Genomic DNA, 25844 nt, shown 5'->3' on the forward strand with positions numbered 1-25844 from the left:
AATTTGCGAACGGGATGTTAGCGGAGGGAAATATCTGATGTAAGGACGAAGGCATGCGGGGGCTTGCAGGCAGTTTTATCGAGTCGCGGAGCGGCTCGTTCGCACCGATACTCATTCTTGCCATGATACCGTTGATCACCGCGATCGGCTTTTCCGTCGACTACACCTCCGCTGTCCAGACCAGGTCGACCGAGCAGGCGGCACTCGACGCCGCGATCCTGTCGATCACCACGATGGATACGGCCTCGACGAAGCCGCAGCGCCAGGTGGTGCTCCAGGATACCTACAGAGAAAACGGCGGACGGGGCGCAGCGACCCTGAACAGCTTCGACGTCAGCGCCAACGGCACCGCCACCGCGCAGGCCTCGGCAAGTTTCGCCATGCCGACCGTGTTCATGCAGATCGCCAGGATTCCTTCGGTGGCAGTCGGCGTTACGTCGGCGGTGAACAAGGCGCCGGCTTTGGTGGAGGCCACCTTCAAGGTCACCGGCGTGTCGGGCTACTGGAACAAGAAAATGACGCTCTACGGCACGATGTTCGGCGCCGCAGCGGGCAAGCCGCTGATGACGATCGACTATGCCTATGGCAAGACTGGCGATCCGAAAGGCTACGGCACCACGACCGTCAGCGTTCTCACCACCGATTCAGCCGGCAAGACGGTCACCACGGTGGCCCAGAAGCAGGTCTGCAAGCTCGTCGATTCCAGCACGCCCGCTGGCGCGGTGATCCTGACCGACGGGTTCCAGACGAAATATTACTGCGTCGATACGATGTATCCCGCCGATGGCGCCGGCGCGCAGATCAATGTCAGCCAGATGGCCGGCCTCTATCTGCAGATGGATGTGCCATCGGGCAACCCAAGCAAGCTCATGTCGAACGATCCGACCACGTCCAACAGGCTCTACAGCGGCCTCAAATCGGACCAGACGGGCGCTATCGACTACAACGAGATGGCGACCGGCCAGATCGTTGATATCTTCGGCCTCGTGCCTTGCGGCGCGACAGCCTACCAGGCCTGGGAAGACGGCGGCAACAAGGTCCCGGCGCCCGTCAGCAACGCCGACTTCTTCTACAACGTGACCGGCAAATGCGACTTCAACAAGCGGCCCAACAACACGCGGCTGACGCAGTAGATGCTGCTCCTCTTGCCTTCTCCCCTTGCGGGAGAAGGTGGATCGGCGCGTAGCGCCGAGACGGATGAGGGGTGCTGGACGGAGCGCAATAGCCGGCTAATCTAAGCCATGCCGCATCAACCTGTCCCGCCAGCCAAACGAAGCTTCGCCCGTTCGCTCCGGTGTGTAATGACGGAAGCGGAAGACCGGCTGTGGCATGAACTGCGCGACCGCAGGCTCGACCGGATAAAATTTCGGCGCCAGGTTCCCATTGGAAAGTACATTGCTGATTTCGTCTGCTTCGAAGCACGCTTGGTCGTCGAGATCGATGGCAGCCAGCATGCGGAGTTGGAGTCTGACAGCGTCCGCAAAACTCACCTGGAAGAGAAAGGCTTTCGCATTCTGCGCTTTTGGAACGATGACGTTCTGAAAGACATGAACGCCGTTTGCGATACCATCATCGCCTATGTACGGGATACCAGCCTACAGCCTTGGCGGTAGGGGCGCGTTCTTCCCTTCTCCCCCTGTGGGAGAAGGTGGATCGGCGCGTAGCGCCGAGACGGATGAGGGGTGTTCTAGCGGAGTGAGACGTTGGCTTTCCCTGGAACACCCCTCATCCGTCGCCTGCGGCGACACCTTCTCCCACAGGGGGAGAAGGGAAGAACGCCTGCGGCCCGATCACAAACCGGTGAGCGCTGTAACGAAGGCGCCGACAGCGGCGAAGTGGGGATATCTGCGGTGCTTCCAGGCGCCGCCGCCCACGGAGCAAGCCGATGTCAGGGTCCAGCACGTTCATCAAAATGTCCAGCCTCTCGGCGATTGCGCTGGCAGCGTCGCTCGGTGCGGCCGCCGCCCAGCCGCTCAGCGTGGTCGAGCTGTTCACCAGCCAGGGCTGCTCGTCCTGCCCGCCGGCCAACGCCAATCTGATCAAGGTCAAGGACCAGCCGGGCGTACTGGCGCTGTCGTTCAACGTCACCTATTGGGACTATCTCGGCTGGAAGGATATCTTCGGAAAACAGGAATTCACCCAGCGCCAGGTCAGCTACGAGCCGGCGCTCGGCCATGACGGGCCGTTCACGCCGCAAGTGGTGGTCAACGGCCATGCCGATGTCGTCGGTGCCGCACCCGGCGAAATCGAAAAGCTGATTGCGGCGAGCGGCCGGGCAAGCGGCCCGGCATTGTCGCTCGATGGCGGCAGGATCAGCATCGGCGCCGGCGCCGCACCTGGCGGCCGCGCCGATGTCTGGCTGGTGCGCTATGCCAAGGGCGTCGTCGAGGTGCCTGTGGCGCGCGGCGAAAACACCGGCCGCACCTTGCCGCACGCCAATGTCGTGCATGCGCTGAAAAAACTCGGCAGCTGGACCGGCGCGGCCGCGACGTATCCGCTGCCCGCCGCATCCGGCGGCCTGAGCACCGTCGTGCTCGTGCAGTCGCCCGGTGGCGGACCGATCCTGGCTGCTGCGACCGACTAGATCGCGCTTCGACAAGAAATTGCGCAACGCCGCATGGAGCGGCGCCGCATAGCACGGCCGTCAAGAGGACGCGCCTTCAACGACCGACCAACCCCAAGGAGACCATCATGACCACTTCCCGCCTGACGCTGCCGGCGCTCGCTCTCGCTCTGTGCTCGACGGCGCTGTTTGCCGGCGGCATCGCCCGTGCCGACGACGCGACCAATGCGATGAAGCCGGCTGCAAATGCCATGAAACCGGCCGCGGATGCGATGAAGCCGGCCGCAGACGCCATGAAACCTGCAACGGGTGCGATGAAGCCTGCCGACCCGATGGCCACCAATTCCATGAAGCCGGCGGCTGACGCCATGAAGCCGGCAACGGATGCGATGGCTCCGGCCAAGTAAAGGCGGTGCTGTTTCCGGCTTCGGTCCCGCGGGTCCGAAGCCGGATGCACGTGAAAGTGAGGCTTCGGCCGCAACTCGCCCGTCGCATGATCGTATCTTATCCAATAGACTCCACATGATGGACGTCACAGGAGCTCAAGCCATGACCGACATTCAAAAACCAGTCATCAGACAATCGTCGAACGTCTTCCGCAGCGCGCTCGCCGCTCTTGCGCTGGCCGCCGCGGGCGCCGCCTTCTGGCTGACGCCGGCGGTTTCGGCCGAGGACGCGGTGAAGATCCCGCCGCCGGCACTCGACGAGAAGGCGGCCACCGGCACTGAAAAGGCAGTCTTCGCCGGCGGTTGTTTCTGGGGCGTGCAGGGCGTGTTCCAGCACGTCAAGGGCGTGACCAGGGCCGTCTCCGGCTACACCGGCGGCGACAAGGACACCGCCGTCTACGAGACGGTCGGCTCAGGCCGTACCGGGCATGCCGAATCCGTCGAGATCACCTACGATCCGTCGAAGGTGACCTACGGCCAGCTGCTGCAGGTCTATTTCTCGGTCGCCCACAACCCGACCCAGCTGAATTTCCAGGGTCCGGACTCCGGCACGCAGTACCGCTCGACGATCTTCGCCGAAAACGATGCCCAAAAGAAGATCGCGCAAAGCTACATCGCCCAGCTCGACCAGGCCAAGGTGTTCCCGGAGCCGATCGTCACCACGCTGGAAACCGGCAAGACCTTCTATCCGGCCGAGAACTATCATCAGGATTTCCTGACGCTGAACCCGACCTATCCCTACATCGTCTACAACGACCTGCCCAAGGTGGCGAACCTGAAGGCGCTGTTCCCGGCGCTCTACAGCGAGAAACCGGTGCTGGTGCTGGCGGCAAGCAACTGAGAACGCGCAATCTCCCCTCGCGGGGGGAGATTTGCGCACTCAGCCGCCCCGCCTCTGCCGGCTACATGGCCTTCATCGCGTCACACGACACAGTCGGGTTCATGTCGGCGAAGGTGCCGGCCGGGTTCTTCTTCCAGGCCCAGACATGCAGTTCATAGAACGGGCCTAGACCGTAGCGGTTGGGCGCGCTGTCGAAATTGAACAGCTGCCCTTCCAGCGAAGCCGGACCTTTCGAGGTGATGTACTCGACGGCCACCAGCCTCAGCTTGCCGTTTGCCATCGGCTCGTACATCACCGCCTCGGGCTTGGCGAGTTCGACCGCATCGTCCTTCAGATAACCGGCATTGACATAGTGGATGCCCATGGCGCCGCCGGTGATGCCGCTGGCGCAAGGGATCGGCGCATAGCCCTCGGCCGTCGCCATCGCCACGTTCTCGAAGCGGCTGTTGGCTGCCCGCACCTTCTCGTCCAGCGCGCCAGCGTTGTGAGCATTGGCCGCCGTGGCCGCGATCGACAGGATCGACAGGTTGATGAGGTGTTTGGTCCACAGATGGATGTTCATGTTCTCTCCTCCTTGTTGATGGCGCGCGGGAGCAGCCGCTCCCGCTGCGACGTCGGATCTCGGCTGCACGCATCATTGGTACCGGGTGAAGTCCCAGTAGTGCGGCAGACCCTCGAGCTCCGGCAGGCCGATGTCGCGTCTCAGATAATCGTCCTGCGGAGGCAATCGACGCCGACTCTTGCGCAATGGCGCGAACAGCAGCGAGGCCAGCCGCCAGAAAGCCCGGCCCGGTAACGGGTCTCGTCCGACGGGTCTCGACGCCGCCGACGGCCCGCTGAACGATTCGTCAGGCACGCTGCCGTCGCCGCGAAGGGCAGTTTGATGCTCATCGATCGGGTCAACGGTAAAAGTAAGGGTCAAGAACCCGCACCTCCGTGATCTTGTCGACAGGCAGCGCGTTTTTCTGGGCCGTGCTGCGGATCGCTTCCGGCGAAGGCGCGTCATAGATGCAGAAGCTCTGCTTCTTGTCGGGCGAGACGAAGGACTGCACCCAAGTCACGCCTTTCTCCGCGTTGCGCATGATGACGCCGCCCAGCGCATCGGCGCCGGCATCGTTCACCGGCACGCTGAGGCCGTTGGGAAATGTACGTTCAACCACATAGCGAGGCATATCAGGTTCCTTTGCTGTTTCACGCCCGGTTTTGAGCGCGGAGGACATTGATCACGCTCGCCAGGGGCGCGCATCGGAACCTTTCCCTATGTTTCGTGGGACGATTCCCCATGTTAACGGCGTTCACTGCTGGAGCCACAAAGCCGATACCGGGCCGCGCTATCCTGCCTGACGAAAGCGGGGTGCGGCAGCGACCCGGATCACGAAAAGCGGATGATCATGCTTCTGGAACGGCAGACACAGCTGGAGCAGCTGGACGGACTTCTCGCCGAAGCCGCGCGTGGTCGCGGCAGCGTGGTGGCGTTGTCGGGCGAGGCCGGCGCCGGCAAGACCGCACTGGTCGAGGCCTTCGTCGCCGGCGCGGCCAAGGCTACGCGCATCTTGCGCAGCGCCTGCGAGGACCTGTCGATCCCCGATCCGCTCGGACCGCTCTATGACCTCGCCCGCGAGGCGCAATGGGCGATGCCGCAGGCGATCGAGGCCAGGCAGGGTCAGCGGCTGCCACTGTTCTCCGGTGCCCTCGACGTGTTCGAGACAAGGACTCAGCCGACGCTTCTGGTAATCGAGGATCTGCATTGGGCGGACGACGCGACGCTCGATTTCGTCCGCTTTCTTGGCCGGCGCATCGCCAACACCCACATCCTGGTCCTGTTGACGGCGCGCACCGACCGCAGCGAAGGACAGGCGCGTGTGCGCCGGGCGCTGGGTGAAATTCCGTCGGGCAACGTTGCCCGTATCGACGTGCCGCTGTTGAGCGAGGCGGCCGTCCTGTCGCTCGCCAGCGCTGCCGGCCGAGATGGCGACGCCATCTACCGGGTCACCGCCGGCAATGCCTTCTTCGTCACCGAGCTCCTGTGCGCCGACAATGAGATGACGCCGCCGGCCAGCGTGCGGGACGCCGTTGTGGCGCGGGCCGAACGGCTGTCCGCCGGTGCCCGCTCGATGCTCGACGCGGTGTCGGTGTTTCCCAGGCGGGCCGATGCTTGGGCTCTGCAGGGCCTGTGCGGCGTCGCCAGCGCCGGACAGCTGGCGGAATGTGTGTCGAATGGGCTGCTCGACGATCTGGGCGATGGCTATGCCTTCCGCCATGAAATCGCACGCCGCGCCATCGAGATGATGCTGACGACAAGTTACAGGAGACTGTTCAACCAGCGCGCGCTGTCGGCGCTGCTTGAAAACGGCGGCGTCGCCACCGCACGCCTGGTCCATCACGCCGTGGAAGCGCACAATTTCGAGGCGGTGCGCGAATTCGCGCCGATCGCCGCGCGCGAGGCTTCGCGTGTCGGCGCCCATCGCGACGCCGCCGGCTACTATGAGGTCGCCTTGCGGCAGGCCGACACCTTGCCCGTGGAAGAACGCGCCGGACTTTACGAGCAGTATGCCTTCGAGTGTCACTTGATCGCCCGCATTGACGAGGCCATCAAGGCGCAGGAACAAGCCCGCGCGTTGCAAAAGGCGCTTGGCAACACGCTGAAGGAAGGCGACAGCCTCAGGTGGCTATCGCGCTTCGCCTATCTGTTGGGCGACCGCCCGGCAGCCGACCTGTTCGGCGCCCAGGCGGTCGCGTTGCTGGAGGCAGTTCCCGCCAGTGCCGAACTTGCGATGGCCTATTCGAACCTTTCGCAGCTGGCGATGCTGTCCGAAAGGCTCGACGAGACCCTGTCGCTGGGCGGCAGGGCGATCGAGCTTGCCGAGCAGCTGGGCCGGCAGGATGTCGTTTGTCACGCGCTCAACAATGTCGGCGCCGCCGAGCAGTGGCTGGATCTGGCCCGCAGCCGGCTGCATCTCGCCCGCAGCCTCGAAATCGCGCTGGAGCAGAATTTTCAGGAGCACGCCGCGCGTGCCTTCACCAATTGCGCCTGTGGCGAGATCAACCAATTGGGCTACAGCCAGGCTCAATCCTTCCTCGATCGCGGCATCGACTATTGCGTCGAGAACGATCTGGCGACTTGGCGTGACTATATGCGTGGGGTTCGGGCACAGTTGTTGTTGCGTCAGGGATACTGGAACGAAGCTGCCGCCGAGGCTCTGGATGTCATAAGCAATGACCAGGCGACGGCGCTGGTCCGCTATCCCGCTTTGGTGGCCCTGGTGAAACTGCGTCTTCGGCGCGGAGATCCTTCGGCCGAGCCGCTGCTGGCGGAAATGAATCGGTTCCTGGAAAGGGGAGCCGAATTGCAGCGGCTGTTGCCGTACGCCGCCATCGTCGCCGAGCAGGCATGGCTCGGCGAGGCGGAAATCGCCGAGGCGCTGCGGCTGATCGACCTTGCCGAGACCCTGTCGCCGACGCGGGCCATGTTTGCCGAACTGGCCAGCTGGCGCCAGATCCTCTCCGCCGGTAGCGACGCGGGGGATACGGCCGGCATGGCCGCGCCGTACCGAATGCTCCTGGCTGGCGACTGGCAAGGGGCGGCCGCGGTCTGGGCGGATCTCAACGCACCTTATGAACGTGCGCTCGCGCTCGCCCAGGGCGATGAGCCGGCGCAGCGTGCGGCACTCGAGATATTCGAGACCCTTGGAGCCAAGCCGGTTGCGAGCCATGTGCGCGAAATCATGCGGCGCAACGGCGTCATTCGCATCGCCCGGGGGCCGCGCCAGACCACGCGCGCCAACAGCGCCGGCCTGACCCAACGCCAGATGGAAGTGCTGCAACTGATCGAGCGCGGCTTCTCCAACAAGCGGATCGCAGAGCATCTGACCATTTCACCAAAAACCGTCGATCACCATGTCTCCGCGGTTCTGGGTAAGCTGGATGCCATCTCGCGTGGCGAGGCCACAGCTGCCGCGCGCGATTCCGGGCTGATCTGAAAGCAGCCCTTCCTGAGAAAGCCCATGGCGCTTTGCGTCAAAGAGATGGAGCGGATCAATCGTAGGTCAGGTCGGTCGCCTTGCCGCCGAACACCCGGTAGGCATAGAAGGAATAGAAGATGATGATCGGCAGCACCACCACGGTGCCGGCCAGGATGATGGCCAGGCTTTCCGGTGCCGAGGCTGCCTGCCAGATGGTCAGGCGATCCGGCACCACGAACGGGTAGAACGACCAGGCGAGGCCGGCAAAGCCAAGCGCGAAGATGGCCGCCAGCGTCAGGAACGGCGTCAGTGAATGGCGGTCGTCGGGCTTCGGCAGATGGAAGGTCTGCCGCCACAGCCACAGAAACAGCAGCGCCGACAGGATCGGCAGCGGCGACAGATAAAGCATCTCCGGCCAGACGAACCATTTGTCGAAGATGCGCGGGCTGGCGAAGGGCGTCGCCAGCGACACTGCCGCCATGCCGAGCGCGGTCAGCACCAGCGTCGTGCGCAGCCAGCGCACCGCCTTCTTCTGCAGCTCGCCTTCGGTCTTGTAGATCACCCAGGCGGCGCCCATCGCCGCGTAGGCGGCGGCAAGGCAGAACGCCACCAGCACGCCGAACGCCATGCCGCCGAGGCCGACATCGAGGCCGAGCACATAGACACCCAGCATGTAGCCCTGCGCCAGCGAGGCGATGAGCGAACCCAGGAAGAAAATACGGTTCCAGCGATGCTTCCGGCCAGCTGGCACCTTGGCGCGGAAATCGAAGGCAACGCCGCGCAGGATCAGCCCGAGCAAAAGCACGAAGACCGGAATGTAGAGCGCCGTCAGGATGACGCCATGCGCCAGCGGGAAGGCGACCAGCAGCAGGCCGACGGCCAGCACCAGCCAGGTTTCGTTGGCGTCCCAGAACGGGCCGATCGCGGCGATCATCGTATCCTGTTCGGCGTCTTCGGCGGCGGCGAACAGGATGCCGATGCCGAGATCGAAACCGTCGAGAATGACGTAGATCAGGATGGCGAGGCCCATCAGGCCGGCGAAGATGAGGGGAAGCGCGGTTGGCCAGTCGAAGCTCATCTTCTTCTCCTACTCGCCAGCCGCCGGCTGTGACATGGCGGCGTTCATGACGCCCGGCAGCGGCGATGAATCGCCGTCCTTCGCCGCCTTCAGCGCCAGGTGCACCAGCACGCCGAGATAGGCGATCAGCAAAAGCACATAGAGAACGAGGTAGGTCGCCAGCGTCAGCGCGACATGGCTGCCCGCCACCGGGCCGACCGCGTCTGCCGTTTTCAGCACGCCCGTCACCAGCCAGGGCTGTCGGCCGATTTCGGTGGTGTACCAGCCGGCCAGCGTTGCCAGCCAGCCCGACAGCGCCATCGGTACCATCAGCATGGCGAGCGGCTTCGGCAGGCTGTGCCGGCGCTTGAGGAAGAAGGCGGCCGACCACGAGACGAGCAGCATCAATATGCCTGTGCCGACCATCACGCGGAAACCCCAGAACACTGGAAAGACCGGCGGATGGTTGCCGGGATAATCGTTCAGTCCCGGCACGACACCGCTGGTCGAGTGCCGCAGCACCAGGCTGGCGCCGTCGGGAATGGCGATCTCGAATTTGTTTTCCTTCGCGGCCTCGTCGGGAAGCGCAAAAAGCACCAGCGGCACGTTGGGGCCGGTGTTCCAGTTGGCTTCCATGGCGGCGATCTTCTGCGGCTGGTGCTCCAGCGTGTTCAGCCCATGCTGGTCGCCGGCGAAGATCTGGATCGGGATCAGGATCGCGGCCGTGAAGACGCCGGTGCGCAGCGCCTTCCACATCGATTCCGAACGGTCGCCGGTGAGATAGCGCAGCGCCGACAGGCCAGCGATCAGGAACGACACCGTCAGCCCCGACGCCAGCAGCATGTGGGTCAGCCTGTAGGGCATCGACGGGTTGAAGATGATTGCCCACCAGTCGACCGCATGCGCCACGCCGTCGCGCATCTCGAAGCCGGCCGGCGTCTGCATCCAGGAATTGAGCGCGATGATCCAGAACGCCGAGACGGTGGTGCCGCCGGCGACAAGCACCGTCGCCAGCGTGTGGATGCGGTTGGAAACGCGGCGGAAGCCGAACAGCATGATGCCGAGGAAGGCCGCTTCGAGGAAGAAGGCGGTGAGGATCTCGTAGGCCAGCAGCGGCCCGGCGATGTTGCCGACCTTTTCCATGTAGCCCGGCCAGTTGGTGCCGAACTGGAAGCTCATGGTGACGCCCGAAACCACGCCCATGGCAAAGGACAGCGCGAACACCTTCACCCAGGTGAAATAGGCGCGCATCCAGGCGGAATCGTTGGTCGCGTTGTAGCGCAGCTTGAAGAACAGCAGCACCCAACCCAGCGCAATGGTGATCGTCGGAAATAGAATGTGGAATGAAATATTCGCGCCGAACTGGATACGCGAAAGTATGAGCGGGTCCATGATGGGCTCCGGCTGCTGCAAATACTCGCGAAGAATAGGCCCGAAGCGAGTTCAGGTCAAAGCGGCGTCCTGCCGCGAGGCTGAACGCCACAGGACAATTTTCCCGGTTGCATGCCGCGCAACTCCGGGCCTGTGCGCCGCACCTGCAATGGCCGGCCGGCAACGATTGTCGAGAACTGTCAGCAGGGCATTGACTTGCGGTTGCAAGCACCGACATTCGGCCTATATCAGGGGACCTCTTTCAAGCAGCCGTTTTCATCCATGCCTTCCATCCTGTCCATTTCCGGGGTCTCCAAGACCTACGCCACCGGTTTTACCGCGCTCAAGGAAGTCAATCTCGACATTCAGCGCGGCGAAATCTTCGCGCTGCTTGGGCCCAATGGCGCCGGCAAGACGACGCTGATCTCGATCGTCTGCGGCATCGTCAACCGCTCGTCGGGCACCGTCACCGTCGACGGCCACGACATCAACAAGGATTATCGCGCCGCGCGCGGTCTGATCGGGCTGGTGCCGCAGGAACTGACCATCGATGCCTTCGAGAGCGTCTGGGCGACGGTCAATTACAGCCGTGGCCTGTTCGGCAAGCCGGCCAACCACGGCTTTGTCGAGAAGGTGCTGCGCGATCTCTCACTGTGGGACAAGAAGGACGCCAAGGCGATCACCCTGTCGGGCGGCATGAAGCGCCGGCTGATGATCGCCAAGGCGCTGTCGCATGAGCCGCGCATCCTGTTCCTCGACGAGCCGACCGCCGGCGTCGACGTCGAGCTGCGCCAGGACATGTGGGCGATGGTGCGCCGGCTGCGCGAGGACGGCGTCACCATCATCCTCACCACGCACTATATCGAGGAAGCCGAAGCGATGGCCGACCGCGTCGGCGTCATCAACCGCGGCGAGATCATCCTGGTCGAGAACAAGGCCGAACTGATGCGCAAGCTCGGCCGCAAGCGGCTGGTGCTGGAACTGCGCAATCCGCTGACGGCCATTCCCGAGGCGCTCTCGCGCTATGCGCTGGAATTGTCGCCCGATGGCGGGCAGCTGACCTACACCTATGACAACCAGGCCGAGCGGCCCGGCGTCGCCTCGTTGATGCGCGATCTCGAGGCCGGCGGCATCCAGTTCCGCGATATCGACACGCAAAACTCTTCGCTCGAGGAGATCTTCGTCAATCTGGTGAGGAGGGAGCCATGAACCTTCGCGCAGTATGGGCGATCTACCGGATGGAAATGGCACGTGCTTTCCGCACCGTGCTGCAGAGCATCGTCTCGCCGGTCATCTCGACGTCGCTGTATTTCGTCGTCTTCGGCTCGGCCATCGGCTCGCGCATCACCGAGATCGACGGCATCAGCTATGGCGCCTTCATCGTGCCGGGTCTGATCATGCTATCGCTGTTGACGCAGTCGATCTCCAACGCCTCCTTTGCCATCTATTTCCCGAAATTCGTCGGCTCGATCTACGAGCTTCTGTCGGCGCCGGTCTCCTATCTGGAGATCGTCATCGCCTATGTCGGCGGTGCCGCGACCAAGTCGATCATCCTCGGCCTGATCATCCTGGCCACCGCCTCGCTGTTCGTGCCGCTCACCATCCTGCATCCGTTCTGGATGCTCGCCTTCCTGGTGCTGACGGCGGTGACCTTCAGCCTGTTCGGCTTCATCATCGGCATCTGGGCGAAGAGTTTCGAGCAGCTGCAACTGGTTCCGCTGCTGATCATCACGCCGCTGACCTTCCTCGGTGGCAGCTTCTATTCGATCAACATGCTGCCCGAGGTCTGGCGCACGATCACGCTGTTCAACCCGGTCGTCTATCTGATCAGCGGTTTCCGCTGGAGCTTCTACGGCAAGTCCGACGTCTCGGTCGGCGTCAGCCTCGGCATGACGGTCGTCTTCCTGCTGATCTGTATAACGATCGTCGCCTGGATCTTCAGGACAGGGTATCGGTTGAGGAATTGACGGCAGAACGCCGCCAGGTCTGTTGAGATTCAGGTCAGGCCGGCCTCACCTGAATATCGATAGATCTAGATCGCCTTGACCAGCCGCAGCAACCCCAGCATCTCGACATACGTCCCCTTGCGGAAGGCGATGTAGACCGGCTCCTCGACACCGTGGAAGCGGCGCTTGAAGGCCGCCTGGCCCTGCAGGTTGAACCTGCGGCGATTGACCCAGGGCGAATCGTAGGCGCGCTGGAAGGCATTGCGCCAGAAATCGCTTTCGGCAAAGCCGCTTGGCCCGATATCGAGCATCGGCGACAGGCCGAGCGTGACCACCGAGATGCCCTCTTCGCGAAAACGATCGACGGCGAATTTGGTCAGGCCGACCTCGGCATGCGGCGAAGCGTCGATATGCTTGCGCTTGAAGGCCGTCGTGTAGCCGATGACCTTTCCGTTGCGGCACAGCGGGTCGAAGTCGAGCAGAGCGACCAGTCCGCCGTCGGGACCGTGCAGGACGAAACGGCGCATGTCGGTGCCGAGATGGTCGGCAAAGTGGCGGTTGAGAAAGCCCATCTCCCAGCGCTTGACGATGCGGTCGCCGCGCCAGTTTTCCGAAAGCCGGGCAATTTCATCCAGAAAAATCGTGCGCTTGTCCTCGTCGAACGAAAAGCCTTTCTTCAGCAGCCAGCGCTCGGAGTAGCGCACGGTCTCGTTGCGCTTCCCGGAAAAATCATGCTCGGGCAGGGTGAGGCGGGTGTCGATGCCGAGGCGATTGACCTTGTAGCCAAGGCCGGCCAGCACGCGTGCGGTTTCCTCGCCGACCTGCACGAACCACGGGCTGCCGGCGGTCTCGACGAAGCGCTTGATGTAATCGGCCCGACGCGCCGGAGCCGCCACCGGGTCGCCGAGCGCGAAATGGTGCTTCATCTTGGTACCGAAGGCGATGTAGCCGTCGGCGTCGCCGAAATAGGAGAGCTTGCCTTGCACGGCGGTGGAATAGGCGAGCGAGAAGTCGCCATAGCGGCGCACCAGTGCCAGGCGTTCGACATGGGTCAGCGCCTGCCGCTCGACCTCGGGCGCGGCGGCCTCAAGGATCTTGTCGAAATAGAACCGCAAGGAGGGCATGGTCGAGATTCCGCGTGCCGCCTACAGCGCCGGCCGTCCAGGACGCGCCAAGGTGCTGTAACACTTTGATTCTGCGCATGACTCGAAAATCGGAGTCGATTTCGGGCATGCGCGTGGGGATAACCGAGACCCGCCAGCCACCCCGAGCCTCGAATCAATCACATTGCCGCGACCTGATTACCGTTGATATCGCGCATATGCCATATAGAGCGCAACCGCGGCCCGGCGTACGGAGCTAATTCGCATCGCTCGAAATTTCGGCCGCGGTTTGCTGCAGGGATCCTGCGCGGGATCAAACGGTTACAGCGTCCTGCCAGCCTAGCGTCGAACGGGATTCGAGTGAATGACTGATACGACAATCAGATCGGTTGTGGATCTGCCGGCCAAGGTCGAGCCGGCAATCGTCGTCGGCGCCGGTGCTGCCGGGCTGGCCGTCGCGCACGCCTTGATGAACGCCGGCGTGCCGACGGCGATCCTGGAAAAGGAAAGCCGGTTGGCTGAGCCATGGCACCGGCGGCACCAGCAATTGCATCTCAACACCCACCGCGATCTTTCTTCGCTGCCTGGTCTCCCCTATCCCCCCGGCACCCCCGCCTTTCCGCACCGGACGGTCGTCATCCGCCACATGAATGATTTCAGGGAGGAAAACCGGCTGCCGGTGCAGTTTGGCGTCGCTGTCGAAGAGATTGCCTTCAAGGGCGATCACTGGGCGGTACGGACCAGCGCTGGCCTGCGGCTGGCCCGCAATGTCGTCGTCGCCACCGGCCGCGACAGGCAGCCGTTCATTCCCGAATGGAAAGGCATGAAGGATTTCGTCGGGCGCATCATCCATTCGGCGGATTTCGGTGACGCACAGGCCTATGCGGGCCAGAAAGTGCTGGTCGTCGGCGCTGGCAATTCGGGTTTCGATGCGCTCAATCATCTGGCCGGCATAGACACGGCCGCCATCTGGCTGTCGGCCCGCAGCGGTCCCGCCCTGCTGCCCAAGCGCATCGGCAAGATCGCCGTGCACCGGCTTTCGCCGTTCATGGCTCGCTTGCCGTTGCGGGTCGCCGACGCGGTGATGTCGACGACGCAGCGCCTGGCTTTCGGCGATCTGACCAAATTCGGCCTGCCGCGCGCGCCTGCGGGCGGCGCCAGCCGCCTGACCTCGGATTACACCGCGATCGCCGCCGACGACGGCGCCGTCAGCGCCATAAAGGCCGGCAAGATCACCGTCGTGCCCGGCATAAGGGAATTCACCCTCGACGGCGTGATCCTGGCCGATGGCAGCCTGATCTATCCTGACATCGTCATTGCCGCGACAGGCTACCGCACCGGGCTGGAGCCGATGGTCGGCAAGCTCGGCGTGCTCGACGCCAAGGGCGTTCCGCTCTTCAACGGCGGGCAAGCCGATCCGAAATTGCCCGGTCTGTGGTTCACCGGCATGCGGCCGAGCATTCGCGGCTGCTTCGCCAATGCCGGCATCCTGGCCAAGGCGATCGCCAAACGGATTGCAGGGTCGGCCTCGCACCAACCCGGCGCATCACGCTGATTTGGGTTCCAGCCGCCGGAAACCGACGGCCTCCATCAGCATGTCCTCTTCCTCCATGCCGGCATTGTGCAGGGCGAGCAGGTTAAGCGCGATTTCCCGCGCGTCGGCGGAATCGGGATGTGCCTCGCGCCGCCGGCAGGCCTCGTCGAACACGCGCTGCAGCTTGGCGATATCGGCTGGCTTGAGCAAGCCACGGTCATAGACGGACTTCGACATGGCGATCTCCTGATAAAGACCTAGGGCGCCATGTTTAAATTGCCAATCTTTCCCGAGGCTTGACCGACTTCACCCCATGCCGCGACTTCAAAGGGCGGCAGCGGTGCAAATCTGCTCCGCTGCTGCGCCCCATGCTGGAAGGCAATCAGACCGCGATCTTGCCGCCGCCCTGTCTGGTGATGGCGACCACCGACGGCCGCACCGGCATGTCGGGCTTGAAGTCGGGCCAGCGCGTCGACAGATCCTCATAGTAGGACGGGCGGCCGAACGCTTCCCAGTCCTCGCCGCCATCGCCCGGATGCTGGACGGCGACGAAGGCGGTCTGGTCGTCGGGCGCAAACAGCGGACCGCACATTTCGGCGCCGATCGGCACGCGGAAGAACAGTTTCGAGGTTGCCCGCGCCGCCCCCTCCGTGTCCACCGCCCACAGACCATCCGTGCGGCCGGTGGCTTTCGGGCCCTGGCCGTCGGTCGCGACCCAGAGACGCCCGGCCGAATCGACCGCGCAATTGTCGGGCATGCCGAACCAGCCATTGGCCGTCGTTGCCGTTGAGAAGGTGGCGCCGACATCGGCAACCGCCGGATCACCGCATTTCAGCAGCACTTCCCACTTGCCCTTGGCGGCGGTGAAATCACCGCCGTCCTCGGCGATCTCGATGATGTGGCCAAAGGCGTTTTCGGCGCGCGGGTTGGCGGCGTCTACCTGATCGGCCTTGCGCTTCGAATTGTTGGTCAGCATGACATAGACCTTGCCGTTGACGGCATTGGGCTGGATGTCTTCGGGGCGGTCCATCTTGGTGGCACCGAGCAGGTCGGCGGCGCGGCGCGTCTCGATCAGCACGTCGGCCTGGCCAGTGAAACCGTTTTCAGCCGTCAGCGGTCCCTGGCCGAAGACGATCGGCAGCCATTCGACCGTGCCATCTTCGGCGAACCTGGCGACATGCAGCGTGCCATCATCGAGCAGGTCCCTGTTGGCGGCATGATCGTTCGGATCGAACGCGGCCTTGGTCACGAACTTGTAGACATAGTCGAAGCGCTCGTCGTCACCGAGATAGAAGACGACGCGGCCGTCCCTGGCGACAATCGATTCGGCGCCCTCATGCTTGAAGCGGCCCATGGCGGTGCGCTTCCTCGGCGTCGAGGTCGGGTCGTTGACATCGACCTCGACGATCCAGCCGAAGCGGTTGGCCTCATTGGGCTCCTTGGCGAGGTCGAAACGCTCGTAATGCGCCGCCCATTCATAGGCGCCTTCGGGAATGCCGAGACGCTTGTAGTTCGCGGCTTCCTTGTGGCCTTCCGGCAACTCGCCGGAGAAATAGCCATGGATGTTCTCCTCGGCCATCACATAGGTGCCCCAGGGCGTGACGCCGCCGGCGCAATTGTTGAACGTGCCGAACACCTTGGTGCCGGACGGATCGGCATTGGTCTTGACGCGGTCATGGCCGGCAACCGGACCGGACAGCGCCATTTCGGTGTTGGAGGTGATGCGGCGATTGAGCTTGCCGTCGCGCACCACCTGCCATTTGCCTGATGCCTTGCGGATCTCGACGATGGTGCCGCCGTGAGCTGCCATCTCGACATCGACCTGCTCCTTCGAGAGCGGTGCGACTTCGGCCGACTTCTTGCCGTCCTTCTCGACGATCTTCACGATGCCGGGGAACATCAGATGCGGATTGGTGTATTCGTGGTTGACCACCAGCAGGCCATGTTCGGCCGAGCCGTCGACCGGGATGTAGCCGACATAATCGTTGTTGTAGCCGAACTGTTTCGCCTGGGCCTCGGCCGACTGTTTCGTCGGGTCGAAGTCGGGCGAATCGGCAAACAGCGGATCGCCCCAGCGCAGCAAGACATCAGCGTCGTAACCCGGCGCGACATGGTGCTTGTCGTCGATGCCGGCCTCGAGTTCGTCGAACGTGAAGGCCGAGCCTTCAGCGGCCCGGGCCTCGTCGGCGCTGATCAGCGCCAGCGGGCTGACGGTGGCGGCGATGGCCGAGACAGCCAGCGAACCCTTGAGGAAGCCGCGGCGCGAGAACCGCGCGGCGATGATCTCGCCCATGGTGCGGTTGTCGGAAGCGTTGATGGCCGGGCCGTCGTTTTCCTCGAGCAGGCTGGTGCGGAATCGGGTGTCGGGGGAGCGAAGGTCAGTCATGGCTTTGCCTCTGGCTGTTGGATTGGCTGGAGCGTGGGTACCTGTTTGACCCCCTTATAATCGCCGGATCACATTTTCGTGACATCGGGAGACCTTTCAGACGCGACAGGCATTGCGCGCAGCGCTGGTTAAGCATTCCCGCAGACCGTGAACTGCTCCAGAATCGCCGGTTCGAGAGGAAAGGAGACCTTAGGCGGCATCTTGGCCGCGCATCCTGCGACGGCGGACGACATCAGTCGTTTGCAAAAACAGATCAACGGGCAACTGCACGCTCGACAAGTCACCTCCGCCGCCCCCGGCGGAGGTGACTTGATGTTCGGCGTCTGCCGTCGTCAGGCATCGGGAAAGCCAGTCTCCCGTTTAGCGATGGCGGTCACGGCGCCGTTCATGCGAAGCTAATGTAGCATATACTTGGGACTTTAGTCCAACCTTGCGCTTGCAATGGTCCTGGTTGACAACCGCAACGGTCGGAGGTCGCTTCCGGGCGCCGCGTCTTTCGGCAATGTTGGTTGCACTGCAACGTTGGGGTGGGGCGCGCCGGGCTCAGTCGTCGGAGATCAGAATGCACAGATCGGTCACGACCCGTTGTTGCCGGCTGGCGCTCAAATCGGCAGCGGCGCTGGTGTTGACGATTGCGCCCTATCAAATTGTCCTGGACGGCTCCGTTTCCGGCATCCACACCGTCAGCGCATACGCCAAGGGTGGCGGTAACAGTGGCGGTGGCGGTGGCGGTGGCGGAGGCAACAGTGGGGGCGGCAACGGCGGCAATTCCGGCGGAAGCAATAGCGGGAACAGCGGCAACGGCAATGGGAATAACGGCAACAGCGGCAATAACGGCAAATCAGGATCCAGTCAGGGTAAGAGCGGGAGCCATGTCAATGCAAAGACCGGTGACAAGGTCGACGTGACCGGCAACAAGATCACAGTCAGGCATCCCGACGGCATAACGGAAAAGCTCGAGAACGGTCGTTTCAGCATGAAGGACGCTCTCGGTCGCACGATCATCGACCGCCAGGCCACGCCGGCCGATGCCAATCGTCTCAAGGCCTTGTGAAGCTGGCCAACAGGCAACGGTCAGCTTTGCACGTCACCTCCGCCGCCCCCCGGCGGAGGTGACCTCGTTTCCGGCCGGCGTCGTCCCGGTTTTCGGCACCGCAATGGCTGCGGTCCCGAGGCGCGACGCGCTTTTGCGCAATCCGGGACGGGAAACCGCTGCGCATTTCTTCGGACCTGCCCAGAGCAATTCTAGAAAAAGTGTGAAGCGGTTTTCCCGGGAAATGCGCGTAGCGCTTTTCCCTTGGGAATTGCGTCAAAACAAAGAGTTAGAGCAGCTCGCCGTTTCCGTGAAACGGTGAAATGCTTTAGGAGGGCCTGTCGCGGTCGCGCCACTCACGCATCATCAAGGCCGCTTCGGTGCGATTTCGCACATTGAGCTTCGACAGCACTCCGGTCATGTGATGTTTGACGGTCTTCTCCTGCAACTCAAGCCGCAAGGCGACTTCCTTGTTGCTCAGCCCCTCCGCCACCAGCCGCAGGATTTCCGTTTGCCGATCGGTGAGCTGCCGCAGCCGTTCCGCCAAGCCGTCGGTCGGCTGCTGGGACTGGAGATCCGAAAGCAGCCGGGCCGATAGTGTCGGCGAGAGATAGCTTTCGCCGGCTGCGACATTGCGCAGGATGTCGGCGAGGCCGCGCGACCCGACGCCTTTGAGGACATAGCCATTCACCCCTGCGTTCAGCGCCTTGGTCACATCGGCATTGGCCTCCGAGACGGTCAGCATGACGATCTTCTGGGCGGGATAGTTGGCGAGGATGCTTGCGACCGCGCTCAGCCCGCCGCCCGGCATCGAGATGTCGAGCAGCAAGATGTCGGGCCGCATCGTCGCGGCGAGGCGTTCGGCATCCTGCGCCGTGGCGCCCTCGCCAACCATCTCGAAGCCTCCGATCTCCGACAGGCTGCGCGTCACACCTTCGCGAAAGAGGGGATGATCGTCGACAATGGCGATGCGAATGGTCCCAGTCATGCTTGCTCCTCGACCGACAGACGGATCACCAAACGCGTACCTTGCGGCCCGGTCAAGGTTTCGAACTGTCCGCCAATGCTTTCGACCCGTTCCCTGAGGCCGGCGAGCCCGAGGCCCTCGACCCGTGCCGTCGGATCGAAACCCGGCCCGCGGTCCGACACTTCGACAAAAAGCCTGCCACCTTTCATCCCGGCACTCACCGCCTGATCCTTGCCTAGCCCGTGGTGATAGGCATTGTTCAGCCCTTCCTGGACGAAACGATAGATGCTGATCTTCTCGGAGGCGCCGGGTTCAGGCAACTGTCCGGCCAGCGTCAGCGTCACCGACGTTCCCGTCCTCTGTTCGTGTTCCTTGACGGCCAGCCGCAGAATGTCGGTTGCGGCAGCCGTCTCGATCTGCGGCAGGACAAGGCCGGTGCAGATGCCGCGTATTTCGCGCATCGCATCCTCCAGCGTCTTGCGAATCATCGTGACCTCGGTCGAGCGGCTTGCGCCCGAATGGCCATCGCTGGAAAATATCGGGCTGTCCATGCGCAGCGCCGCCAGGGCCACGAGTTGGGCCGGGCCGTCATGAAGGTCGGCGCCGATGCGGCGCAGATATCTTTCGTTGAGCGCGGTGGCGCGGCGCGAGGCCTGTTGCACGCGCAGTCGCAAGGCACTGTTTTGCGCCACCAGACCCTGCAGTTCCGACACCTGGCGGCGCAGCGCCCCACGCTGGTCGTCGATGGTGCGGCTGCCGCGCAGGACGATGCCCGACAGGAGCAGGAATGCCGCCAGGGTCGCGCCGGCCACGATCAGCCAGCTCGACCACAGAGCGGAAGCCAGGGTGGCCTGGAAATCGTCGGCGATCTCATAGAACTCGGTAACCGCCACCACCTCGCCCGACCAGGGCTCGCGCACGGGATTGTAGATCTCCAGCAATGGCAAGCCGGTCGCCTTCTCCTCGCTCTCATCCTCATCGAAAGTATTGAATTCAGCGACGACATTGCCTTCAAAAGCGGAACGCAGATTGTCGCTCTGAGCGAAGCGGCGGCCGATCAGGGCCGTCTCCTTGGCATAGAGGACCGTCCCGTCGCGGCGCCAGAGCATGAACGATTCGAGGCGCTTGCCGAGCGCGCCCTGGCCAAGCGTCTCGTCCAGCGCCTGCTTGACGGAATCGCTGAGCTCCTGCTCCTTGCGCAAGTCGGGAAGCAGCGGCGCAATCACGCTGTCGACATAGAGCGCCGTCGTGGCGGCCGAATTGCGGATGACGCCCTCTCTGATCTGCGCCGTCACCCAGGCGCCCACCACCAGCATGACGGCCAGCAGGCCAAAACCGCCGGCAACGACGAATTGCAAGGCAAGAGAGAGTTCGCTCCAGCGTCGCGTCAAGTTCTGCAGAATACGAATCATGAACCCCTGACCGCCCTTCAATCGACTGGCTGGACGATGTCGGTACATTGAGCCTCCGTCTTGCCATTGCCAAGAGCTTCGTTTGGTCGAGCGCTTGACGTCCCGGCGCGCTTCGGAAACAACGTCCGCGATACATGCGGCGGGAGCCGCTTCGAGAGGGGACGGAACGTTGAGTTTTTCGGGACTGCTGCAGCTCGGCTTTTCAACGGTCATTTTCCTGCTGGCGGCGACAGCCGCCAAGCAATGGGGCCTGGCGCCGAGCCTCGGCAAGATCGCGCTGACGCTGGCGCTCTATTCGCTGGGCAATCTGATCATGCTGCGGCTGATCCGCGAATTCGGCATGTCGGTGTCGTTCAGCCTGTCTGCCGTCATCCAGCTGGTCTCGGTGAACGTCGTGGCACTGGTCTTCTTCGGCGAGCGCGTCAACGCGCTGCAGGCGACCGGCATCATGCTGGCGATCGCCGCAGTGGCGCTGATCACGCTCGGACCCTATCTGCAAGGCCGGCTGTAACGGGCGGATTGCCGATGAAGAATGCCGCGAACGCTTTGCTCAACCGGGTCGAATTCCCGGTGCTGCTGGCCGGCCTGGTCATCGCGGCCGGCCTTTGGGGATTCGAGGAGCTGATGGAGATGGCGCGCGCCACCACGCCGCACGCCTTCGACACCGAAATCCTGCTCGCCTTCCGCCAGGCGGGGCGGCCTGACAGCCCGATCGGCCCGCTGTGGCTGCAAGGGGCTATGCGCGACATCACAAGCCTTGGCAGCGGCAGCGTGCTGGTGCTGATCGTGACGGCGGTAATCGTCTATCTCCTGCTTATCCGCAGGCCGGCGACCGCCCTTTTCATCTTCGTGGCGGTGGCCGGCGGTCAGGTGCTGTCGAGCCTGCTGAAAGCCGGAATCGACCGGCCGCGCCCCGAACTCGTCTCGCATCTCGTCAACGAAACGACGCTGTCTTTTCCCAGCGGCCACGCCATGCTGTCGGCGGTGACCTATCTGACGCTCGGCGCGCTGGCGGCACGCTTCCTGCCCGGTCGAACGACGAAGATCTATGTGCTGTCGCTGGCGGTGCTGACGACGCTGCTGGTCGGCATCAGCCGCGTCTATCTCGGCGTCCACTGGCCGTCGGATGTGCTGGCCGGCTGGTGCGCCGGCTTCGTCTGGGCGATGCTGTGCTGGCTCGCTGCCCGGACGTGGCAGCGATGGCGTGGGCAGCACTCGGACGGCGAGACTGGAGACTAGATCAGCCGGTTGATCAGCCCGTGCCCGCAGCCGGCCAACAGGAAAACCGCCGACAGCAAGGCTGCCGATGTCATGAAAGTCTTGAAGATATTCAACCGCGTTACTCCCTGCCCAGATGGAAGACCTTAGCGCGCAATCCCGGGAAAGTATCTAAAAAATGGCCAGTCAGGCGCCGCTACTTACGTCTCAAACATTCATCCTAATGCTTGAAACATCAGAATGATGATATTATACCTTACTCCTGCAGACTCAGACGGGGATTCCGGCCGATGATCACTGCCGCGCAGATGCGCGCCGCAAGGGCGCTGGCCGGCATCGATCAGAAGACGCTCGCTGAGCGCGCCGGCGTTTCGCTTCCGACTATCCAGCGCATGGAGGCGAGCGATGGCGTGGTCAGGGGCGTGGTCGACACGCTGATGAAGGTCATCCAGGCCCTCGACGAGGCCGGGGTGGAGCTGATCGGCGAGAATCAGGCCAGCGAGCGCGGCGGCCGGGGCGTGCGCCTCAAGCCTGCCGTGCCGCCGGATCCCAAGGCTGAGCCGGCATAAAGTCGCGACGGCGACCGCCGACAGCCCTGCCGACGATCCCGCCGCCTTTCAGGGTGCGAAAGGCAGTCCATGGATCAGACGCAGCGGGCAGGGCATGAACCGGCCCACAAATCGGCCCAAAGGTCGGCCCACCAGTCGGCAAAGCCGACATTTTCCGAATTGTTCATGCCAAAGCTCGTGACGGTCTGGCGCGAGGGCTACACGTTCGCCGACTTCAAGGCGGACGCCATTGCCGGGCTGACGGTGGCCATTGTCGCGCTGCCCTTGTCGATGGCCATCGCGATCGCCTCGGGAGTCACGCCCGAGCGCGGCCTCTACACCTCGATTGTCGGCGGCTTCATCATTTCGGCGCTCGGCGGCAGCCGCTTCCAGATCGGCGGCCCGGCCGGCGCCTTCATCGTGCTGGTGGCCGCGACGGTTGCCCGGGTCGGTATTGACGGGCTGCTGCTGGCAACGATGATGGCAGGGGGCTTCCTGCTCGCCATCGGCTATCTCCGTCTCGGCACCTACATCAAGTTCATTCCCTATCCGGTGACGGTCGGCTTCACCGCCGGCATCGCCGTCATCATCTTTTCCGGACAGATCGTCGAACTGTTCGGGCTGAAGCTTGCCGGCAAGGAGCCCGGACCGCTGGTGCCGAAGCTGATCGCGGTCGGTGAGGCGGCCGGCACCATCAACCCGGCGGCGACCTTGGTGGCGGTGTTGACCATCGCCACCATCGCCGGCCTGAAGCGCTGGCGGCCGACATGGCCCGCAATGCTCATCGCCATTGGGCTGGCATCGCTGGTCGTGGCGCTTCTCGCGCTGCCGGCGGAGACGATCGGCACCCGCTTTGGCGGTATACCGCGCAGCCTGCAAATGCCCGCTTTGCCGCCGATCAGCCTGGACCGGATGATTGACGTGCTGCCGGATGCGATTGCCTTCGCCTTGCTGGGCGCCATCGAATCGCTGCTTTCGGCGGTGGTCGCCGACGGGATGACGGGCCGCCGGCATCGTTCCAACTGCGAACTGGTGGCGCAAGGCTTCGCCAACATCGCATCCGCCCTGTTCGGCGGCATCTGCGCCACCGGCACCATCGCCCGCACGGCGACCAATGTGCGGGCCGGCGCCCACGGACCGGTTTCGGGCATCGTCCACGCCGCCATCCTGCTCGCCTTGATGCTGGTGGCGGCGCCGCTCGCCAGCTATATCCCGCTCGCCGCCCTGGCCGGCGTGCTGGCGGTCGTGTGCTGGAATATGTTCGAGAAACAGGCCTTCGCCACCTTGCTGCGTGCCTCGCGCGGCGATGCGCTGGTGCTGATGGCGACCTTTCTGCTCGTCATCTTCCGCGATCTCACCGAAGGCATCGTCGTCGGCTTCGTGCTGGGGTCGATCCTGTTCATCGACCGCATGGCCAAGTCGATTGCGGTCGAGGCCGATCAGCCGCTGGTGCAGGAGGATGTCGCCGACAGCACCAAGGCCTACGATGCCAGCGAGGCGACCGACGCCGACACCGTCGTCTATCGCATTTCGGGCGCCTTCTTCTTCGGCGCCGCATCGACCGTCGGCACCGTGCTCGACCGCATAGCCGACCAGCGCAGGAACTTCATCCTCGACTGCTCGGCCGTACCGTTCTTCGATTCGACGGCGGCCAACGTCATCGAAGGCGCCGCCCACAAGGCGAAACGCGCCGGTGTCCGCTTCATCATATCGGGTGCCGCGCCGCAGATTCGACGCATGCTGATCACCCACGGCGTCAAGCGCCCGCTGGTGACCTACGCCGCCTCGATCAAGGATGCGCGGGCGCAGCTGAAAGGGAAGATCGAGGCGGGGTAGGGGCCGGGATTTGCCGGCCGGTGGCCATTGTCAGGACAAGGTGTCCACCTGTTGAATGCCAACTTCTTGACGTTGAGCTGACTCACGCACGGCGCGACGTGAACACCGCTTTGCGCCGCTCCTCGCGGTTTGTCCGATACCATCGCCCGCGCCTTCAAAATTGATGCGATGACGAAATGGCGCGGAAAGAATACGAGATACTCTCGCAATCTTCACACCTGTCCTATATAGCCGCTGCATTGACGATCTTGTCCGGAAAGCTCGGTCAAGAAGAGGTGTTCGCACCCGCCATTTTCGAACTAGCCTCAGTGCACTCGCCTCACACGATCTTCTACGCTGCGGCTACTACATGGTATTTTTCGCGGCTTAGCAACTCGGTCCTGCTAGGGAAAAAGGCGGGTGAATGTGCAATCGTCCTCGACAAGGAGAACGACTGGCATCAGCGAATGGTAGCAGCACGCGACACCCTATCTGACGTGATGCTGAAACATTGGTCGACCCAAACCGGTGGTCACGTCGAGGTTTAGTTTCGGTGAAGAACATCCTTTGGGTCGTCGCATGACAGACGACCGCAACGGGCCAGACGTCGTTAGTTAGCCGCACTGCGAGTTCGAGTTGGTGATCATCGCCGACGAACGAACTTTCCCCTCACGGCTGCGAACGTCTCGCAGCTCTGCCCTGAGGCGCCGATCATGGCTCTCAATCGAGCTTCAGCGCCACAACCTCGCCTTCGTTCATCAACGGCACATAAAGGATCGACTTGCCATCGGTGCCGATGTCGGCGCTGCCCGGCTTGAACTGCGCCACCACCTCCGGCGCGCCGCCCGCATGATAGCGGTAGAGCGTGCCGGTCATGTAGGCGGTGGCGTAGATGGTGTCGCCGATGGCTAAGACGCCGTCGAGATCGGCGAATTTCTGGGCACCCGGCAAGGGCGAAACCACCTTGCTGGCGATGTCGACCGACAGCAGGCCGCCAAGCTCCGTCGTGCTGAAGTCGGGCTTGATGCCCTTGCCCCAGGAGGCGACGATCAATCGGCCGCCACCGGCAAAGACGCCGTTGGGCGAAGCCAATCCCCCGTCCTTGACGAACAGCTCCGGCCGGTCGCCATCGATGCGGTAGATGGCGTCGGCCAGCATGTCGGTGACATAGACCTTGCCGGATTGGTCCGATGTCATGTCGTTGAGGAAGACCGCGTTCGGCACCGAGATGCTGGCGACCAGCTTGCCGCTGGCGAGGTCGACGACGCGGACTTTCGTGATGTCGGCGACATAGAGCTTGCCGCCCGAGATCGCCATACCCTTGGGTGCGTCCATGCCGTCGGTCCAGTGCTGGGTGACCGTCTTGCCGTCCAGCGACAGCACGGAGAGATAACCGTTGCCGTCGGCCTCGCCGGGATTGCCTGATATGTTGGAAACGATGATGCGATTGTCAGCGGCGTCGAACAGGGCCGATTCCGGCTGTTCGAGCCCGGTGGCGCGCCAGAGTTCGCCGGCCTCCGCGGCGGGCACCGCGGCAATGCCGATGACGGCGATAAAGGTTGAGGTGATGAGGGTGTTCATGACTGCTCTCCTGAGATGACGAGGCAGAGCTATGGCTTTCGATACTTTTCGGAAAGGCCTG

General features: G+C 63.5%; 25 protein-coding genes. 14 read left to right on the forward strand and 11 right to left on the reverse strand.

The genetic code is table 11. From position 1 onward, the window contains the following. The first annotated feature begins 53 nt into the window (after positions 1-53). The 5 genes from LB519_RS06155 (at position 54) to msrA (ending at position 3850) form a co-directional block, all read left to right on the forward strand. Positions 54-1133, forward strand: a complete 1080-nt coding sequence (locus tag LB519_RS06155) for a TadE/TadG family type IV pilus assembly protein (RefSeq protein ID WP_224619059.1) — start codon at positions 54-56, stop codon at positions 1131-1133. A gap of 108 nt (positions 1134-1241) precedes the next feature. Next, positions 1242-1613 carry an endonuclease domain-containing protein gene (locus LB519_RS06160; protein WP_063173440.1) on the forward strand — a complete coding sequence of 124 codons (372 nt, stop codon included), beginning with the start codon at positions 1242-1244 and terminating at the stop codon, positions 1611-1613. 272 nt (positions 1614-1885) lie between these two features. Continuing rightward, a complete protein-coding gene (locus LB519_RS06165) occupies positions 1886-2584 on the forward strand; it encodes a DUF1223 domain-containing protein (RefSeq protein ID WP_224619061.1) in 699 nt (232 codons plus the stop codon). Between the two features lie 107 nt (positions 2585-2691). Next, complete coding sequence (locus LB519_RS06170; protein WP_224619062.1) at positions 2692-2970, forward strand: hypothetical protein; 279 nt, start codon at positions 2692-2694, stop codon at positions 2968-2970. Positions 2971-3112: 142 nt separating this feature from the next. Then, on the forward strand, positions 3113-3850 hold the full coding sequence (gene msrA, locus LB519_RS06175; protein ID WP_013528688.1) for a peptide-methionine (S)-S-oxide reductase MsrA: 738 nt from the start codon (positions 3113-3115) through the stop codon (positions 3848-3850). 61 nt (positions 3851-3911) lie between these two features. On the opposite strand, the gene LB519_RS06180 is transcribed toward msrA, so the two are convergent. The 3 genes from LB519_RS06180 to LB519_RS06190 all read right to left on the reverse strand — a co-directional run bounded on the left by LB519_RS06180 (position 3912) and on the right by LB519_RS06190 (position 5022). Beyond that, positions 3912-4412, reverse strand: a complete 501-nt coding sequence (locus LB519_RS06180) for a hypothetical protein (protein ID WP_063173443.1) — start codon at positions 4410-4412, stop codon at positions 3912-3914. Between the two features lie 72 nt (positions 4413-4484). Then, positions 4485-4772 (reverse strand): hypothetical protein, encoded by a 288-nt coding sequence (locus LB519_RS06185; protein WP_082827512.1) that lies wholly within the window; start codon positions 4770-4772, stop codon positions 4485-4487. Beyond that, positions 4750-5022 carry a DUF4242 domain-containing protein gene (locus LB519_RS06190; RefSeq protein ID WP_013528685.1) on the reverse strand — a complete coding sequence of 91 codons (273 nt, stop codon included), beginning with the start codon at positions 5020-5022 and terminating at the stop codon, positions 4750-4752. Before LB519_RS06190 ends, LB519_RS06185 begins: the two co-directional genes overlap by 23 nt. Before the next feature lie 213 nt (positions 5023-5235). Between LB519_RS06190 and LB519_RS06195 the strand changes: the two genes are divergently transcribed. Beyond that, positions 5236-7830, forward strand: a complete 2595-nt coding sequence (locus LB519_RS06195; RefSeq protein ID WP_224619064.1) for a helix-turn-helix transcriptional regulator — start codon at positions 5236-5238, stop codon at positions 7828-7830. Positions 7831-7885: 55 nt separating this feature from the next. Here the strand turns inward: LB519_RS06195 and LB519_RS06200 are convergent, their stop codons facing one another. Then, a complete protein-coding gene (locus LB519_RS06200) occupies positions 7886-8890 on the reverse strand; it encodes a cytochrome d ubiquinol oxidase subunit II (protein WP_013528683.1) in 1005 nt (334 codons plus the stop codon). Between the two features lie 9 nt (positions 8891-8899). Then, complete coding sequence (locus tag LB519_RS06205; protein ID WP_013528682.1) at positions 8900-10261, reverse strand: cytochrome ubiquinol oxidase subunit I; 1362 nt, start codon at positions 10259-10261, stop codon at positions 8900-8902. A 261-nt stretch (positions 10262-10522) separates the two neighbouring features. Between LB519_RS06205 and LB519_RS06210 the strand changes: the two genes are divergently transcribed. Both LB519_RS06210 and LB519_RS06215 read left to right on the forward strand, forming a co-directional pair. Then, positions 10523-11449, forward strand: coding sequence for an ABC transporter ATP-binding protein (locus LB519_RS06210; RefSeq protein WP_024502216.1), 927 nt, complete (start codon positions 10523-10525; stop codon positions 11447-11449). Next, positions 11446-12207, forward strand: a complete 762-nt coding sequence (locus LB519_RS06215; RefSeq protein ID WP_013528680.1) for an ABC transporter permease — start codon at positions 11446-11448, stop codon at positions 12205-12207. The genes LB519_RS06210 and LB519_RS06215 overlap by 4 nt, the downstream gene beginning before the upstream one ends. A gap of 65 nt (positions 12208-12272) precedes the next feature. Here LB519_RS06215 and LB519_RS06220 read toward each other — a convergent pair whose 3' ends face one another. Next, the gene (locus tag LB519_RS06220; protein WP_013528679.1) at positions 12273-13310 is read right to left on the reverse strand and encodes a phosphatidylglycerol lysyltransferase domain-containing protein; all 1038 of its coding nucleotides are present in this window, start codon (positions 13308-13310) and stop codon (positions 12273-12275) included. A 343-nt stretch (positions 13311-13653) separates the two neighbouring features. On the opposite strand from LB519_RS06220, the gene LB519_RS06225 reads away from it, so the two are divergent. Further along, positions 13654-14844, forward strand: a complete 1191-nt coding sequence (locus LB519_RS06225; protein ID WP_224619066.1) for a flavin-containing monooxygenase — start codon at positions 13654-13656, stop codon at positions 14842-14844. Here the strand turns inward: LB519_RS06225 and LB519_RS06230 are convergent. Next, entirely contained in the window at positions 14836-15060 is a 225-nt protein-coding gene (locus tag LB519_RS06230) for a hypothetical protein (protein WP_024502214.1), read from the reverse strand. The two genes, LB519_RS06225 and LB519_RS06230, sit on opposite strands and share 9 nt — an antisense overlap. Positions 15061-15205: 145 nt before the next feature. Then, positions 15206-17209, reverse strand: a complete 2004-nt coding sequence (locus tag LB519_RS06235) for a PhoX family protein (protein WP_224619067.1) — start codon at positions 17207-17209, stop codon at positions 15206-15208. 562 nt (positions 17210-17771) lie between these two features. On the opposite strand from LB519_RS06235, the gene LB519_RS06240 reads away from it, so the two are divergent. Continuing rightward, complete coding sequence (locus LB519_RS06240) at positions 17772-18263, forward strand: hypothetical protein (protein ID WP_224619070.1); 492 nt, start codon at positions 17772-17774, stop codon at positions 18261-18263. 307 nt (positions 18264-18570) lie between these two features. On the opposite strand, the gene LB519_RS06245 is transcribed toward LB519_RS06240, so the two are convergent. Then, entirely contained in the window at positions 18571-19230 is a 660-nt protein-coding gene (locus LB519_RS06245; RefSeq protein WP_224619072.1) for a response regulator, read from the reverse strand. Further along, complete coding sequence (locus tag LB519_RS06250; protein ID WP_224619073.1) at positions 19227-20621, reverse strand: sensor histidine kinase; 1395 nt, start codon at positions 20619-20621, stop codon at positions 19227-19229. The genes LB519_RS06245 and LB519_RS06250 overlap by 4 nt, the downstream gene beginning before the upstream one ends. 169 nt (positions 20622-20790) lie before the next feature. Between LB519_RS06250 and LB519_RS06255 the strand changes: the two genes are divergently transcribed. From LB519_RS06255 to LB519_RS06270, 4 genes are all read left to right on the forward strand, one after another. Continuing rightward, positions 20791-21132 (forward strand): hypothetical protein, encoded by a 342-nt coding sequence (locus LB519_RS06255; protein ID WP_013528672.1) that lies wholly within the window; start codon positions 20791-20793, stop codon positions 21130-21132. Between the two features lie 14 nt (positions 21133-21146). After that, positions 21147-21860, forward strand: coding sequence for a phosphatase PAP2 family protein (locus tag LB519_RS06260; protein ID WP_224619074.1), 714 nt, complete (start codon positions 21147-21149; stop codon positions 21858-21860). A 269-nt stretch (positions 21861-22129) separates the two neighbouring features. After that, on the forward strand, positions 22130-22408 hold the full coding sequence (locus tag LB519_RS06265; protein ID WP_013528670.1) for a helix-turn-helix domain-containing protein: 279 nt from the start codon (positions 22130-22132) through the stop codon (positions 22406-22408). A 165-nt stretch (positions 22409-22573) separates the two neighbouring features. Then, positions 22574-24223 carry a SulP family inorganic anion transporter gene (locus LB519_RS06270; protein WP_224619075.1) on the forward strand — a complete coding sequence of 550 codons (1650 nt, stop codon included), beginning with the start codon at positions 22574-22576 and terminating at the stop codon, positions 24221-24223. A 699-nt stretch (positions 24224-24922) separates the two neighbouring features. On the opposite strand, the gene LB519_RS06275 is transcribed toward LB519_RS06270, so the two are convergent. Continuing rightward, complete coding sequence (locus LB519_RS06275; RefSeq protein ID WP_224619077.1) at positions 24923-25783, reverse strand: SMP-30/gluconolactonase/LRE family protein; 861 nt, start codon at positions 25781-25783, stop codon at positions 24923-24925. Positions 25784-25844: the final 61 nt, after the last annotated feature.

It is taken from the genome of Mesorhizobium sp. AD1-1 (assembly GCF_020164655.1).
In the GTDB taxonomy this organism is placed as follows: Bacteria; Pseudomonadota; Alphaproteobacteria; order Rhizobiales; family Rhizobiaceae; genus Mesorhizobium; species Mesorhizobium ciceri.